This window comes from Shewanella sp. ENK2, assembly GCF_043568515.1.
GTDB classification, from domain to species: Bacteria; Pseudomonadota; Gammaproteobacteria; order Enterobacterales; family Shewanellaceae; genus Shewanella; species Shewanella japonica.
This window is the reverse complement of record NZ_CP171406.1, coordinates 2,819,121-2,835,270: the sequence shown is the minus strand read 5'-3', so window position 1 is coordinate 2,835,270 and position 16,150 is coordinate 2,819,121. Positions and strand designations below refer to the sequence as shown.

The following is a 16,150-nucleotide window of genomic DNA, read 5'->3' as shown; positions in this document are numbered from 1 at the left end:
ACACACACAAGCATGCGATCAATGTGTGATAGTTTGCTCATTTTGGATTCGCCATAACTTTGCATACACACCATTTTGCGATAATAACGCTTTATGCGTCCCCTGTTCTGCAATTCGACCTTCACTTAACACCACGATTTTATCAGCATCAACAATCGTAGATAACCTATGAGCGACCACCAAACTGGTGTGCCCTTTTGCCGCCACTTTTAGGGCAGATAAAATGGCTTGTTCAGATTGGCTATCTAGTGATGACGTTGCTTCATCAAACACTAAAATGGGGGCTGCTTTTAGAATAGCTCGGGCAATGGAGACTCTTTGTTTCTCACCGCCTGATAACTTCAAGCCTCTCTCCCCAACTTTAGTTTGCCATTTTTGGGGTAATGACTCGATGAAATCAGTCAGATTAGCCAAGTGTACCGCCTCTTTGAGCGCTTCATCAGTTGCTGTTGGCTGGCCATAAAGAATATTGTTATAGATGGTGTCATTAAACAGCACAGTATCTTGTGGCACGATGGCGATTGATTGACGCAGCGCCTGCTGAGTTAACTGTCTAATATCTTGCCCATCAATGGTTATTAAGCCACTATCAACGTCATAAAATCGAAATAACAGCTTTATAAGGGTAGATTTACCCGCGCCACTTTCTCCTATAACTGCCACTTTTTGACCTGCTGGAATGCTAAAACTGACATCTTTTAGGATCGGCCGCTCATCATAGTTAAAGCAAATATGATTAAACGCTAGTTCACCTTGAGTAGGCGTCACATTAGACGCTGACGGAATATCTTGGATGGCTGGTACTTTATCTAACAAAGAAAACATTCGCTCAATATTGGCTAGTGCACCTCGAATCTCTCGATAAACAAAGCCTAAGAAATTAAGTGGGATAAACAGCTGCATCATAAATGCGTTAATTAATACGAAATCACCTAATGTCATATTGCCTTCAGTCACTTCATAGGCAGCAAGCCCCATCATAGCTGTCATCGCGACCGCAATTATCAGTGCTTGGCCAGCGTTTAAAGCAAATAGCGATAACCTGTTTTTACGTTTGGCGACTTCCCATTGATCCAATGCTTCATCGTAACGCTGTGATTCATAGCGCTCATTATTGAAATACTTAACCGTTTCATAGTTAAGTAAACTATCAACTGCCCGTGTATTGGATAATGAATCTGCATTGGCAGCATCACGAACAAAACCGGTACGCCACTCAGTCGCCACTATTGAATAGCCAATATACGCAACGACCGCAATCAAAGTGATTAACGCAAAACCGATTCCATAGTTAATAAAAAAGATAATGATGACCAGACTGATTTCTAGCAAGGTCGGAACAATATTGAACACCATAAAGCGCATCAAAAAGCTAACACCACTGGTGCCACGCTCTATGTCCCGAGACAATCCACCAGTCCGCCTATCTAAATGGAAATCCAAGTCAAGACGATGCAGATGCTCAAATACCGCTAAACCTAGGCGTCGAATTGCACGTTCAGTGACTCGGCCAAATAACGTATCTCGAATTTCACCAATGATGACATTAAGAAACCTAACCGAGCCATAAGCCAACACCAAAGCAATAGGCACGGCCACGATTGTTGCCGTTTTTTGAGCATCTAAGCTATCAACTAAATCCTTTAAAATAAACGGTAGGCCCACACTGGCAAGTTTGGCAACAACAAGACATAACATTGCCAGAAAAATACGCCCTTTGAACTCGAATAAGTAAGGCCATAATAGCCCCACAACTTTCCAGTTAAGTTTGCCAACAGGGCCATCAAAATATAAAGAGGGTCTCATTAAATTTCACCATAGGGAGGGAATACAAGCACAATGCAACAATTTCAGTTAAGCAAGACATTAAGTTCTACATAACGTTAACACTATAACGGCTTTACATAGCTTATTTAAAATCAAAAAAGCACGATAAAAATTGCATGATTTTCCGGCATTATATCGGTAAGATGTCCGATAAATAATACTTTAGAATTACTTTTGCTTTTTTTGACTAGTCTAAAAGACTATTTTTTAGAAAAAAACGCAGATTTAGCTAATTTTGGCTTGTTTCTAGTTCTGAAACGAAAAAGAATTTGGTACTCTTTATTTGATTCTTTTTGGCATTTATTACCAGCCATTAACATTTTTTCCCAGCTCAAAGGAAGTAACATGTTAGACGCAACAAAAGTTCAGCACCCACCATTACAACTAATACAAACTTGGGTATGGATGATGATCGAATCAGGTAACCCTGAGCTACAAGACAAAGGAAGAAACAACCTCATCTCGGCATTTGGAAGCCTAGCTAAAGCAAACGAATATTTAGCAAATACCAATAAATAAGGCGCCTCTCAGCGCCTTTTTTATCAAATGAGTGCACTTAATTAGCTGCGACGTTTTTGTACGCTTTGGCTAAGTGTCTCTAATAAGCTTTCGGTATCGGCCCAGCCAATACAAGCATCAGTAATACTTTGACCGTAACAAAGCGCTTTACCAACAACTAAATCTTGGCGACCTTCTTCGATATTACTTTCAACCATCACACCAAAAATATTCTGATTGCCCGCACTAATCTGATTAGCCACATCCTCTGCCACTAACATCTGCTTTTTAAAATCCTTACTGCTATTAGCGTGACTAAAATCAATCATAATATTAGCTGCAAGCTTGGCTTTCTCTAGTTGGCTTTCAATCGCTGCTACATGAGTTTGACTGTAGTTTGGCTCTTTACCGCCTCGAAGAATGATATGACAGTCAGGATTACCTTTTGTCGATACAATGGCTGAGTGACCAAACTTGGTCACTGATAAAAAGTGATGAGGTGCACTTGCTGCCCCAATAGCATCGATAGCGACTTTAATTGTGCCGTCAGTACCATTTTTAAACCCGACAGGGCTTGATAAACCCGATGCTAACTCACGGTGAACTTGAGACTCAGTAGTACGAGCTCCAATTGCACCCCAACACATCATATCCGCCACATATTGTGGTGTAATCATATCGAGGAACTCACCCGCGGTAGGAATACCAGCTTCGTTTAAATCAACGAGAAGTTTACGTGCAGTACGTAAACCATCATTTAATTTAAAGCTATTGTCCATGTAAGGATCATTAATTAAACCTTTCCAACCAACAGTTGTACGTGGCTTTTCAAAATACACTCGCATGACGATTTCAAGCTGATCTTTATATTTTTCACGTAATGCTAATAAGCGCTTACCATAATCCAACGCCGCAACAGGGTCGTGGATAGAGCAAGGGCCTATAACGACAAGTAGACGATCATCTTGTCTGTTTAAAATACGGTGAATGCCATCACGTGCGTTAAAGACTGTTGCTGATGCAGTTTCTGATGCTGGAAATCGTTCTAAAATGGCAATTGGAGGCAATAGTTCTTTTATTTCATCAATTCTAACGTCATCATTTTGGTAATACATAGTTTATACAACTCCAGCAAACAGTTTATTTATGCCAACGTTTAACATTGGCAGTAAAGCATAGCGATCAGCTCTATAATTCAAACAGTACCACATAATAATTCGTTCAATCTATGGTTTTATCAGTTTTATGTATTTAAATGACTGTTAATCAATAAGTTTAGATAAACAAAAATAAAATATATAATAAATTCATTAAGTTCGGTTTAGTTGAATGAATATGAAATTTTTATTATTTGCCCTTATTTAGCTAGATTGAGTTAATATCGCACAGCGTGCTCAAAGTCATAAACGAAAAAACCATGAGCAACACACGTTGAGCATGGTTTTATAACGAGCCACGACGAGGCTTTTGTTTTTCACACTTATTTGCTGGGCTATCGGACTAATGGCGCATCATAGCTTGCAACTTGCCTTTGTAGCGATGTTGGTTTACTTCATCAATACTCAAATCCAGTGCTTTTTTCATATTCTTTTTCGCACGCCTCTCATCACCTGTCGCCCAGTAAGCGCGAGACAGGCCAAAATAAAACTCATGTCGATAGTCGGCTCTTTCAACCGCGCGCTTATACCAGACTAGCGCCTCTTGATACTGCTTTTCAAAATAAGCTTGTTGCGCCATATCAAAGTAGTAGAAAGGGTTTTTAATCCGTGCAAGCTCCAATACTTTATGTACTTGTTGCCATTCATCTAATCTGTTTTGTTCACCTAATATCAAGGCTAAGTTATATAAAGTCGTAATGTTCTCAGGCTCAAGCTGTAATACATGCCGATACGCTTGCTCTGCGAGTTTGTTTAAACCTTTATGGCGATAAATCACAGCTAAGGTATTAATGCTATTTACATAATATGGATCTAATTCTATCGCTCTTTTAGATAGTGCATAAGCTAAGTCATACTCGTTTTTAACTAATGCTTCTGCTGCAACGTTATTGAAGTACATACTCGATAAAGTCTGCTTGTTTATCTGCTTTATTCTATAGGCTCTAATTGAACGCTCAGGTAAAAAGTCGACTAAAATTTCAGACCCTCTAAAGCTGTATGAGTTGATGTCGTCTCGATGGAGCAGCTTCATATTCACATGACCATTAACAAGATAAAAACCGCCACGTCTATCCCAAATAGGCTCGACATCTATGTCTTGGTACTTAACAGGGACATTTAATGCCTCAGCTATTGCAGTGGACAGCACAACTAAAGACATGCAATTGCCTGCTCGTTCTTGTGCGGTAACGCTGGCCATTCGCGTATAATGATCACGATATTCAAATCCACCATTTTCTGCATCAATGTACTCAGCAAGCCAAACATTAACCGGCTTTTTATTTCCAACAACTCCACCTGAGTGGGCATACGCTTTTTTAATCTCATTAACCATTCCTTCAGGTAACTCATAGATTGTTTCTGTTGCTGGTATTGCCGTTGGCGTGAAGTAGCTGTCATTAAATAACTCCGTGGCATTAGCTGAACTTTTATGGGGTTGAGTGCTAGAGCAACCAAAAAGAAAGAGAGGTAATAGCAATGCCAAACAAAGGCTTAGCTGTATATTATTGCGAGGTAAAATTGCATTATTATTTTTTTTGTTATTTTCATATTTTTGAAACATATTTATGCTCCGCATAAAACACCTTTATTAAGCATAGATGCATGTACGAAAATTGAGATATATAAATGTGACAAAAAATATTTTCAATAAGGTTAAGGCTGTTCAGCAACAATCAACTGAAACGGAATAAACTGGGCAATGTATATCGCTAAGAACATAGCGAAGCACATTACCAAGAAGATAGTAATTACTTTACTTGTGGTATTTTAGGCGGGTCAATTTGAATAAATAACTCTTGATTTTGATGCATATAAGGTCGGTACATACTGCCTGCACAATTATAATAATGGTATGGAACAGCGACTGCGAGGCACCCTAAAGGCAACGCTTGAAGGATTTGAATTTGTTGTTGCATACGTAGCATTTCTTGCCACTGATGATCTTGCTGAACCGCATCTCTAACGGCAAAGGCATCAAAGGGTTCAGATGATTTACGAACCACAACTTTACCCGCATGGCTTAGCGTAGTCATCGTTATTCCCGCAAGTGCTATAACACTAATAAGAAGCGTTAACCTAAGTGACTTAGCCATAGTGAGACCTATTCAAATAAGAGCATTGGTATCTCATCAGTATAACAAAAAAGCAGAGCTAAATAGCTCTGCTTTTATACACGTATACACGGTTTTATAAACGATTTTTCAGTTATTAACCCGCTGATTTAATCGATACAAACTCTGGGTATGCATCAACACCACAGTCTGATGCATCCATACCGTTATACTCTTCTTCTTCAGTAACACGAATACCAACAGTTGCTTTAAGGACAAACCAAACAGCAAATGAAGCGGCAAATACCCAAGTGAAGATTGCTGCAGCACCAAATAACTGCGAACCAAAGCTTGCGTCAGCATTTGATAATGGCACTAGCATTAAGCCTAGGAAACCACATACACCATGCACTGAAATTGCGCCTACTGGATCATCGATTTTAATGCGGTCAAAACCAACGATTGAGAAAATAACCACACCACCAGCAACGACACCGATAACTGCAGACATCAATAATGAAGGCGATAATGGGTCAGCGGTAATAGCAACTAAACCAGCTAATGCACCATTTAAAATCATGGTTAAATCAGCTTTACCCCAAACAATTTTACAAACAATGAGTGCTGATACTGCACCAAATGCGGCAGCAGAGTTTGTGTTAACAAAGATTTTTGCTACTGCTGATGCATTTTCAGCATCTGATACTAATAACTGAGAACCACCGTTAAAACCAAACCAACCCATCCATAGGATAAACATACCTAATGTCGCCATTGGTAAGTTTGAACCAGGAATTGGGTTTACTGCTCCATTCGCGCCATATTTCCCTTTACGAGCCCCAAGTAACAGTACGCCAGCAATCGCTGCTGCTGCACCGGCCATGTGCACGATACCACTACCTGCAAAATCAACAAAACCAGCAGCAGAAATGAAACCACCACCCCATGTCCAGTATCCTTCAATTGGGTAAATAACACCTGTTAATACCACCGAGAAAAGTAAAAATGACCATAGCTTCATACGCTCAGCAACAGCACCAGACACAATCGACATTGCAGTAGCGACAAACACAACTTGGAAGAAGAAATCTGACTCAAGTGCGTGATCCGCATCGGCTGATTGTGACCCTATTAATGAACCAAATGAAGGTAACCAACCCGCCTCAACATTATCAACATACATAATGTTGTAACCGACAAGTAGGTACATGACACAGGCAATTGAATATAAACAAACGTTTTTAGTTAAAATTTCAGTGGTGTTCTTTGAACGAACTAAACCCGCTTCAAGCATGGCAAAACCTGCTGCCATCCACATCACTAACGCACCTGAAATCAAAAAGTAGAATGTATCTAATGCAAATCGTAATTCTGTTACTGTTGTTCCTAACGCTGCTAACTCTTCCATTTCAGCCCCCTTATAATGCTTCGTTATCAAGCTCACCCGTACGAATACGGATTGCTTGTTCAAGATCAGTTACGAAAATTTTGCCGTCACCAATCTTGCCGGTGTGAGCTGCTGTTGTGATAGCTTCAATTAGCATGTCTAAATTTTCAGATTTTGTCGCAATTTCTAATTTTACTTTAGGAAGAAAATCAACTTGATATTCTGCGCCACGATAAAGTTCTGTGTGACCTTTTTGACGTCCAAAGCCTTTAACTTCAGTAACAGTCATTCCCTCAATGCCCATTCCTGCAATTGCTTCTCGGACATCATCCAATTTAAACGGCTTGATGATAGCGCTGACGAGTTTCATCTCGACCTCCAAAAGTGTGATTGTTATAAATTTGTTTGCAATAACAATTCAATCATTAGGCCAAACTTGTAAGATAATGTTTTTGTTGAAATATTTAATTTATTGCATTCAATAACCTCAAACTTTCGCACCATATAAGTGCAGCGCTATTTCGGTGCGCACAAGATTAGCGCATCCTTCTCGTCTCCCAAATTGACTCAAAAGAGCTATTAATTCATTCGTGTTCTAATAGAAATAAGCACTCAATAACAATTGAAACTCCAAGAAGAAACGTAAACTTACGGATAAAAATCAAAACAACGATAGATTAAAGGATGGGCTAAAGAAGTTGGTATGTTGTCAAAATCTGAGGAAAAAAGCGTTGCGCCGAGTGGTATCACACTGGGTTTCAGGCATAAAAAAGACCCTCAAATGAGGGCCTTTAAACATGTAAAATTAAGCTTTAAGGCTTATAAATTACCCGCTGTTGTCGTTGCTTCTTCAGTCGCTTCAGCCGCTTCTGTAGAGTCAGCTCGCTCTTCTGCTAATAAATCAGCAAGCAGGCTATCAACTTTTGTTTTGTCATCTTCAACTGACGCTGCAGCACTTTCGACAATATCATCAGCTTCTGTATTGATGTCGGCAGTCAATTCACTGTCAACGCCTTCTAGTTCTGCTAATAAATCAGCTTGTTCATCAGCCAAAGTCTCATTGATAGACTCATCAAAACTGTCAGAAGACGTTTCGCTAACGTCTGCAACAAGCTCTGTCGCCGCTTCAGCTTCAACGGCTTTAGCTGCTGCAGCTTGATCTAGCTCAGCGAGGGCTGTTTCAGCATCAATAACTTCAACTGCTGTAGTAGTTTCAACGTTGGCAATACTTGCATCTTCTACTGCTGGTTCAGATTTTGCTGATTGCGTGTTCGTCGTTGAATTAATTTTCGCCATCAAGGCTTCGCCTAATTCAGGCTTTATAACTACTGCACCAACTGCCGCTGCAGCTAATACCACACCGGCAACAACAAATTTAGTCGCACCTGATTTCTTTTGTTGCGCTTTTTCTGCTGCTGCTTTTGCCGCTAACTGAGCTTGAGGATTTGGTTGTGGCTTAATCTCAAGTTTTGACATCGGCTTAGGCGCTGGCATTGGTTCGCTTTCTGGCACGCTATTTAATGGTGCAGGAGTACGAATCTCTTGTGCTTGAGCCGGTTTTTCTGACTTGACTTCGGACTTAACTGTCATTTCATCAGCGACAAACTCTGGCTTAATCTCAGGCGTTACATCAGGCTTTATTTCAGTTTTTACTTTAGGAGTGTCAACAGCAACGTTAGTAATAGGCTCGGCCATTACGTTAACATTACTCACTTTTGCAGCCTGAGCTATCGGCGCCTCTGCAATAGGCGCTTCAGGCTTTGGGGATGCGTAAGCCGGCTCGTCATTAAAAGGTTGAGAATAAGGAGCAACAGGCTGTTCATCAGCTGCTAGCTCAGGTAATACACCTTGCTCAGGGCCTTTAGTTCTTGCACCTAAGAATTGACCACCATCATAAATTTCCATTTTATGACTCGAAACATCACCTTCAACCACACCAGAGCTTACGATAACGAGACTGTTACAGTGTAATTTTCCTTTGAAAACACCACAAACACGTAACTCTTGACAGTAAAGTTCACCGTCAATTTCGCCACCTACTTCAATTTTAACTTGGTCTGTTGAACGAATAACACCTTTGACTTGACCAGCGATCAAAGCAGGTCCTTTTACCGTCATTTCTCCATCCAATGAAGTCTCGGGACCGATAAAAGTCACCCCATTTCCTTTGTTATTCATACCCAGCAGTATCCTTTTATTATAAATTTTCGACTTATAGTAAACTAACTAATTAAAAACAACAAATAACATTGCATTTACATAAAATTCACCTTGTAAACATTTCGAATCAATTAAATTGCTAACTCATCACTTATTGCTGGACACTGTGATTAAGAATAATTATTATTCACGAACCTATTGTTAAGGATCTTCAATAGTCGAGTTTTATAAACAAGGATGTGACATGATTGTATCGGATATTTTTTTAGGTGAAATACCTGAAAGTTTGACCCAACAGCTTTGCCAGATTACTGAACTTTTAAAATGTAATACCATTAGCCACGACCCGCTTAACCTCCAGTGGCAACAAGCAGAGCACCACAAAAAAATTCTACTGCACTATGTCAGTGATCCTAAATTACACATCCCTAACTTATCGGCAGAATTACTTGCAGACGGCAAACATTTGGCTTTTTGCCCTCAATTGACCTCTGACACTGAAAGTTTGCTCATCGCAAATGGGTTTCATGGTGGACTGTCTTTTGATGCATCGATTATTGAGATCATCGAAGCCTTTAAGAATCTGGACAACAATAAATTGTATTTCAGTCATGATGCGATGTCTCATTATATTCAATCAAGAAACCGCCAACCTATTACACAACGTCAAACAGAGCTACTGTCATTAACCACCAAAAAAGAACAGCAAGTGCTGTCTTTGGTTTGCCAAGGCTTATCTAATGAGCAAATTGCAGCAAACTTAAGTATTTCGATTAATACAGTCAAAATGCACATTCAAAACATTTTCAAAAAAACAAATGTTTCAAGCCGTGGACAGCTTTCTTACGTCTTTACACAAGTGTAATTTAGGTTAGTCGTTTATATAGATGTCTGACGTACTAACGGGGTTTACGAAGTTGATCGCGTTTTAGCACTTTCTTATTCTCGTCTTATTTCGCTCGATATAGACAAGATAGTAATGAAGCCTGAACCATGGGTATGCCTATAAGGGTAGCAAACTACTTCAAGTTGTTTTCAACTCGACGGCTCACACATAGCGCTAGTTATATTTCCCTTAAATACTTGAGCTTGTTTTTAATTGATATATTGTGACTCATAAACCAATCAATATGGTCTTGGCGTGACAACGTTATTAGAACTCTATCAAAGCAAAATAGCACAATCTCAATCATCTCAATTGCGATTACACGATGATGCTGAACAGCATACAGCGCTACTTGCCCTCAACGAGCTATTTATTCAACTCCAACATAATGTGAATGTTAATGAAGAAGTAGCAGAACTCGCTGATATCAGTCTTCAGCAGCAAGTTGCCAAAGGTATTTACCTTTGGGGGGATGTTGGTCGTGGTAAAACATTTTTGATGGATTTATTTTTTAATCATCTTAAACAGCAAAATAAGCTTAGATTACATTTTCATCGCTTTATGGCTATGGTGCATCAAGAACTCAACCTCACAAAAGGGATTGCCGATCCTTTAGTGCATATTGCTCGTCATTATGCGGCTCAATATCAAGTCATTTGTTTTGATGAGTTTTCTGTCAATGATATTGCAGATGCAATTATTCTTGCTAGGTTGTTCGAACACCTTTTTGCTCATGGAGTCATCTTAGTCGCCACCTCCAATATTGAAATTAGCCGTTTATATGAAGGTGGATTGCAGCGTGAGCGATTTTTACCTTTTATTGATATTTTACAAACTAATGTAGACGAAATTAACTTAACTGGCACCACTGACCATCGAATAGCTGCGCAATCTGACCGTTCGCTTGAACAACAAATACAGTTAACAAAGCACATGAGCCACCAAGATTTTGTCACTATTGCAGGACAGCATTATCCCCATCAAGCCGCGGTTTGTGAAACACATAGCTATATCGAAATATGTCATCGTACAATTGCTTTTCAAGCTAAAGTGAATCAAGTAATTTGGTTTAAATTTGATCAACTGTGTGACGGGCCTCGATCTGCTTTAGACTATATCGAGCTCGCAGGCTTATTTAAGCATGTGATTATTGATGAAGTGCCCCAACTTGGAGGTGAAATTAGAACTTGGATAAAAGCACGTGGTACGGAAGATGGGGCTGAAAGTAATAAGACTAGCGAGCGTCAATTAGAATATGCAACCAGTGACGATCCCGCTAAACGGTTTATTAGTTTAGTCGATGAACTCTACGATCAACGCGTATCGTTAACGGTCTGCTCAGAATGGACCATTACAGAACTGTATTCAGGCGGCGCCTTATCATTTGAGTTTCGTAGAACGGTGAGTCGCTTAGTTGAAATGCAGCGCTGGCTCAAACCAGCAACCAAATAAGCTTTATCAGTAACTTATGATTTTACTGATAAAGCATTACAACTCTAGCTAAGGTATTTCATACTGTCGATTATTGCACAGTGTGTTTTATCACATCACCGAAGCGACGCATGAAGTTTTCAAACGCTTCGTTATCAGGGTAATCAAATTGATATTTATTATGAAAGTAGATATTAAGCGAAGTTCTGCCATCACTCAGCGTTATTGTGTAACCATCAAAGCCTGTTTCAGCTTGCAGTCCACATAAATGATAGCGAGAGTTGTAGCCATTTTCAGCTTTATGCTTTTCACCACATTCAACGATTTTATTAAAGACTTTTAACGCTTGATAAATATCGATTGCATTTCGCATGCTACATCTCCTGATTGATACCTCTATGATGCTTTCTATAAACAGACTCGACGATTGCACCACTGAGGTGAATACGAGGCGAGCTCATAGTTAGATCAGTCTAGAATAATCGCAATTCAGAACAGTGATAGAGAGCAAAAAAACATCAATGATATGGGGTTAAGGTGTAACAAATTGAATCAACGTTGTTGATGATGCTTGGATTTCACTTGATACATTTCTCGATCTGCAATTTCTAAATACTCGGCTATATCAAGTTTTTGATTAGCATGTCGAGTCGCAACTCCCACACTGTATGCCAGCTCAAATACTTCTTCACTCTGTGAGTTATGGGCATTCAAGGCTGTTTGAAAACGAGCAAGTGCGACGTCAACCTGACCCTTACTGCACTCACTAAACAATACTAAAAATTCATCACCACCAAAACGAGCGATCACATCAGAATCGCGAAATTCTGAGGTAAGCAGTTGAGCAAACTGATTTAAGGCTCGATCGCCCGCCTCGTGGCCATAATTATCATTAATTTCTTTGAAATAATCTAAATCGAAAAACACTAAGCAACTATCAATATGATTGCGATCCCATGTCGATAATGCTTGCTTTGCTAGCACTTCAAAACCACGACGGTTGGAAATACCTGTCAGCTGATCTAGGGTTGTTTGCTGGATAGAAATCAGCTCTGAAACGACCATCTCTGCAAGGTCTTGTAGCGCTAGCATCTCGTCTTTATCTAGCTCTTTGGGTTTATCATCAATAATGCATAAGGTCCCGACTCTCATCCCATTTGGCATTGTCAGTGGGTGACCTGCATAAAAACGAATATGAGGCGCTTGAGTAACCAGAGGATTATCGCTGAAGCGTGCATCTTTTGAGGCATCGGTAATGACGAATGCTTCAGAGTATTGGATGGCATGACCGCAAAATGAAATATCTCGAGGAGTTTCATTCGCGACTAACCCTTGGCAGGATTTAAACCATTGTCGATTTTCATCAATTAAACTGACTAGACAGATAGAAACTGAAAATAACCGTTTTGCTAGGCGGGTAATGCGGTCAAACCGTTCTTCTACGGCAGTATCAAGCACATTTAAATTTCGCAGTGTCGCTAAACGCGCAGCGTCATTTTCTGGTATTGGTGCGGTAAGCATAATCCCTGCCAATCAATATTAAACACAATATACTAACGTTAATATCAAATAGCAGATATGGCAATAAATCAATAGGTTAAATTTACTAGTTAGGGTGAACGAATTGACTAACTAACAAGTATGTAGCAAACCATATCAACGTTAAAGCCACTAGAATATGCGAATTCGATTATTGCCTTTAGGGTTTCAATATTGGTATTAAGCGTATTATTAATCCGCTTCTCCCAAAATATGCTGATAAATATCAATCACCTGAGCAACGTGTTTTTCTGCCTCTGAAACATCAATTTGTCCTTTTTGCTGTTGCAATGTCAGTCGATGGTTTTCATCTCTTAGCCAGCAGTAGGTCTGCGTTAAGTGCTGCGCAGTCATAAATGGAATCATTTCTAGTTCAGCTAACATTTGAAATATACGCACGTTATCAGACCAAATCGCCAACTCTTTATGGCTGCTAGCATGGGCTAGCACCAAATACTGCGCCATAAATTCAATATCAGCGATGCCGCCAGGACTCTGTTTTAAATCGAATTTATCAGGACTTACCTTTAATAGATGATCGCGCATTTTAATTCGCATATCCCGAACCAGCTTAGCTAACTCAGGTAAATCACGTGGTTTAGATAAAATCTCAGTTCTAATCTCACTAAAACGGGCGGCCAACGCATTATCACCATATACAAAACGGGAGCGAACTAATGCTTGATGCTCCCAGTTCCACGCCTCAGCTTGTTGGTACTCTTTAAATTGCTCAACTTCAGTAATTAATAAACCAGATGCACCAGAAGGTCGAAGACGCATATCCACTTCATATAGTTCACCCGATGTCGTACGTGTTGCAAACAAATGCACAATTCGTTGAGCAAGCTTCAAATAAAAATGGCCAATACCTATGGGTCTTTTGCCATCAGTTTCACCAGTATTGACGCTATTTCGCAGAAACACTAAATCCAGATCGGATCCGTACCCTAGCTCTATTCCACCGAGTTTTCCGTAACCAATTACCGCAAAGCCCATTTTGTCTGGGCTGGTACCAGCAGGAACACCATGTCGACTCGCCACTTGGTGCCATGCTTGCAATACGACTTGTTCAATTATTGCTTCCGCTAAAAAAGTCAGATGATCGCTGACTTCCATTACCGGTAATACACCTGTGACATCCGCAGCTGCAATTTTTAATTGTTGAGATAACTTAAACTGGCGCAACGCTTCCATTTGCTGCTCCATATCTTCTTCTGGAACCCGCAGCAAATATTGTCTTAGCTCACTAGGGTAATCATCAACAGAGGTGGTGTCGTATAATTGCGCAGGATCAATCAACTCGTCCAATAACATTGGGAAATTGGCAAGTTCTTGGGCAATCCATGGGCTTGCACAACATAAACTAATTAACTGCTGTCGAGCACCAGGGTTTTCACACAATAACTCAAGGTAGGTAGTGCGGGTTAAAATCTGTTCTAAAACCCCTGATACGGCAGTTAATGCCGCGCTAGGTGAAGCATGTTCTAATAGCTCGGACAATAATCTTGGCATCAGCTTTTCGAGGGTCTCTCTTCCTCTTGGGCCAATTGAACGTTTAACCGTTATAGATCGCCACTCAGTTAATGTCGGCCAAAAATTAGCATCGTCCACTAAGTGTTCTTCTAATAGCGCTGCGGCGTTGTCGGGATCTTCAATGACCCATAATTGACTAGTCCAATGTTCCGTTTGTTCATGTGCATCATCGCCACCAACAGTATCGTTGAAGTGTCTATGAATTTGTCGCATTGCTCTATCAATGTCAGCACGCAGCACCGTTTCATTTTCGCAGTTCATCGCAAAACATAAACGCTGCCAGTCGACATCATTATCTGGCAATGTCTGAGTTTGCTTATCATCAATAGCTTGCAGTAAGTTTTCTACTCGGCGAAGTAAGATATAGCTCTTTTTGAGTTCATCAACGGCAAGATACTCGAGTTGACCTAAGTTATATAACGTATCAATTGCACCAAAAAGGCTTTGCTGACGCAGTGCTGGCTCCCTTCCACCTCGAATAAGCTGGAAGCTTTGCACCACGAACTCCACTTCTCGAATCCCGCCCGCCCCCAGTTTTATATTATTGGTAAGCTGACGACGGCGCACTTCTTGCGCAATTAATTGCTTCATTTTACGTAATGAATCGATTGCTGAAAAATCGATGTAACGTCGATAAATAAAGGGCCTTAATAAGTCATGTAAGTCATCGCTAAATTGAGTCCATGGGCCTAATACTCTGGCTTTGACCATGGCATATCTTTCCCAATCTCGGCCTTGTTCTTGGTAATAATCTTCAAGACCGCTAAAGCTCACCACTAATGGGCCACTCTCACCATATGGGCGCAGACGCATATCAACCCGAAAAACAAAGCCATCAACGGTCACTTGATCAAGTAGGTTAACTAATCGCTGACCCATACGTATGAAAAACTGCTGATTAGCTTGGGCACGACGGCCTCCGACAGTCTCGCCATGCTCAGGAAAAGTAAAAATTAAATCAATATCAGATGAAAAGTTAAGCTCGCGCCCACCAAGTTTACCCATACCGAGAATTAATAATGGCTGAGGATTACCTTGTTCATCTGACGGTGTACCAAGCTGCTGACACATTTCTTGATATAGCCAATCTCTCGCGGCAATAACGAGGGCTTCAGCTAACGCAGACAAATCCAGTAATGACTCTTTTAATGCTGAATAGTTGCCAAAGTCGCGCCAAGCTAATCTCACCATCTGGAAGTTACGATATTGACGCAGGATTGATTTAACTTCATCTTCAGACTTTATCGAAGCAAGTTTATTTGCTAATTCAATCGCAAAGCTTTGCCTATCGACTTCTGTTAATAAGCCATCAAGTAATAAGCTTATCCATTCAGGGTGGCGACACAATTGTTCTGCAATGTAGTCACTCAAACCAAAGACTGACTTTAATGCCTTTTGCTCGTCGATTGATAACCTATCAATGACTTCGGGGGAAGAATTACCTAACCTCAACCAGTAACGTTCTGCAATTTCTGATAATTCGGCAGATAAAATAGAGTTACTTTCGATTAGCATTATTATTCGATCCCTTCGGCAATTTACACATGATATGGCAGGTTTAATTCGACATAATATGTCGAATTATGCTATACCATTCATAACAAAAGTTTAATGTAAGTCTTAATTGTATATAGCATTAAGATTACTATAACCTGTATAGCAGTTATACCTAACCGTA

The 16,150-nt window shown here is 40.2% G+C and carries 13 protein-coding genes; 3 read left to right on the top strand and 10 right to left on the bottom strand.

Features of this window, described 5'->3' with window-relative positions:
* Positions 1-18: 18 nt before the first annotated feature.
* Positions 19-1,806, bottom strand: a complete 1,788-nt coding sequence (locus ACGEDC_RS12350) for an ABCB family ABC transporter ATP-binding protein/permease (protein WP_394493513.1) — start codon at positions 1,804-1,806, stop codon at positions 19-21.
* A gap of 366 nt (positions 1,807-2,172) precedes the next feature.
* Here ACGEDC_RS12350 and ACGEDC_RS12345 point away from each other — a divergent pair, with 366 nt between their 5' ends.
* A complete protein-coding gene (locus ACGEDC_RS12345; protein WP_119967651.1) occupies positions 2,173-2,346 on the top strand; it encodes a hypothetical protein in 174 nt (57 codons plus the stop codon).
* 41 nt (positions 2,347-2,387) lie between these two features.
* On the opposite strand, the gene aroG is transcribed toward ACGEDC_RS12345, so the two are convergent.
* The 6 genes from aroG to ACGEDC_RS12315 form a co-directional block, all read right to left on the bottom strand.
* A complete protein-coding gene (aroG, locus tag ACGEDC_RS12340) occupies positions 2,388-3,440 on the bottom strand; it encodes a 3-deoxy-7-phosphoheptulonate synthase AroG (protein ID WP_080914932.1) in 1,053 nt (350 codons plus the stop codon).
* 385 nt (positions 3,441-3,825) lie between these two features.
* Positions 3,826-5,046: a tetratricopeptide repeat protein gene (locus ACGEDC_RS12335; RefSeq protein WP_394493510.1), complete on the bottom strand. Its 1,221-nt coding sequence runs from the start codon at positions 5,044-5,046 to the stop codon at positions 3,826-3,828.
* A 187-nt stretch (positions 5,047-5,233) separates the two neighbouring features.
* Positions 5,234-5,578 (bottom strand): hypothetical protein, encoded by a 345-nt coding sequence (locus ACGEDC_RS12330; protein WP_065109834.1) that lies wholly within the window; start codon positions 5,576-5,578, stop codon positions 5,234-5,236.
* A 115-nt stretch (positions 5,579-5,693) separates the two neighbouring features.
* Positions 5,694-6,944, bottom strand: a complete 1,251-nt coding sequence (locus tag ACGEDC_RS12325) for an ammonium transporter (RefSeq protein WP_055022617.1) — start codon at positions 6,942-6,944, stop codon at positions 5,694-5,696.
* 10 nt (positions 6,945-6,954) lie between these two features.
* A complete protein-coding gene (locus tag ACGEDC_RS12320; protein WP_055022618.1) occupies positions 6,955-7,293 on the bottom strand; it encodes a P-II family nitrogen regulator in 339 nt (112 codons plus the stop codon).
* A gap of 449 nt (positions 7,294-7,742) precedes the next feature.
* Positions 7,743-9,101, bottom strand: a complete 1,359-nt coding sequence (locus tag ACGEDC_RS12315) for a polymer-forming cytoskeletal protein (protein WP_394493507.1) — start codon at positions 9,099-9,101, stop codon at positions 7,743-7,745.
* A gap of 226 nt (positions 9,102-9,327) precedes the next feature.
* Here ACGEDC_RS12315 and ACGEDC_RS12310 point away from each other — a divergent pair, with 226 nt between their 5' ends.
* Both ACGEDC_RS12310 and zapE read left to right on the top strand, forming a co-directional pair.
* Positions 9,328-9,948 (top strand): helix-turn-helix transcriptional regulator, encoded by a 621-nt coding sequence (locus ACGEDC_RS12310; RefSeq protein ID WP_055022619.1) that lies wholly within the window; start codon positions 9,328-9,330, stop codon positions 9,946-9,948.
* Between the two features lie 276 nt (positions 9,949-10,224).
* A complete protein-coding gene (gene zapE, locus ACGEDC_RS12305; protein WP_394493504.1) occupies positions 10,225-11,421 on the top strand; it encodes a cell division protein ZapE in 1,197 nt (398 codons plus the stop codon).
* 70 nt (positions 11,422-11,491) lie between these two features.
* Here zapE and ACGEDC_RS12300 read toward each other — a convergent pair whose 3' ends face one another.
* The 3 genes from ACGEDC_RS12300 to glnE form a co-directional block, all read right to left on the bottom strand.
* Positions 11,492-11,773, bottom strand: a complete 282-nt coding sequence (locus ACGEDC_RS12300; RefSeq protein ID WP_055022620.1) for a DUF3081 family protein — start codon at positions 11,771-11,773, stop codon at positions 11,492-11,494.
* Between the two features lie 179 nt (positions 11,774-11,952).
* Positions 11,953-12,921 (bottom strand): sensor domain-containing diguanylate cyclase, encoded by a 969-nt coding sequence (locus tag ACGEDC_RS12295; RefSeq protein ID WP_394493502.1) that lies wholly within the window; start codon positions 12,919-12,921, stop codon positions 11,953-11,955.
* Between the two features lie 210 nt (positions 12,922-13,131).
* Positions 13,132-15,993, bottom strand: a complete 2,862-nt coding sequence (gene glnE, locus ACGEDC_RS12290; protein ID WP_394498332.1) for a bifunctional [glutamate--ammonia ligase]-adenylyl-L-tyrosine phosphorylase/[glutamate--ammonia-ligase] adenylyltransferase — start codon at positions 15,991-15,993, stop codon at positions 13,132-13,134.
* Positions 15,994-16,150 lie beyond the last annotated feature (157 nt).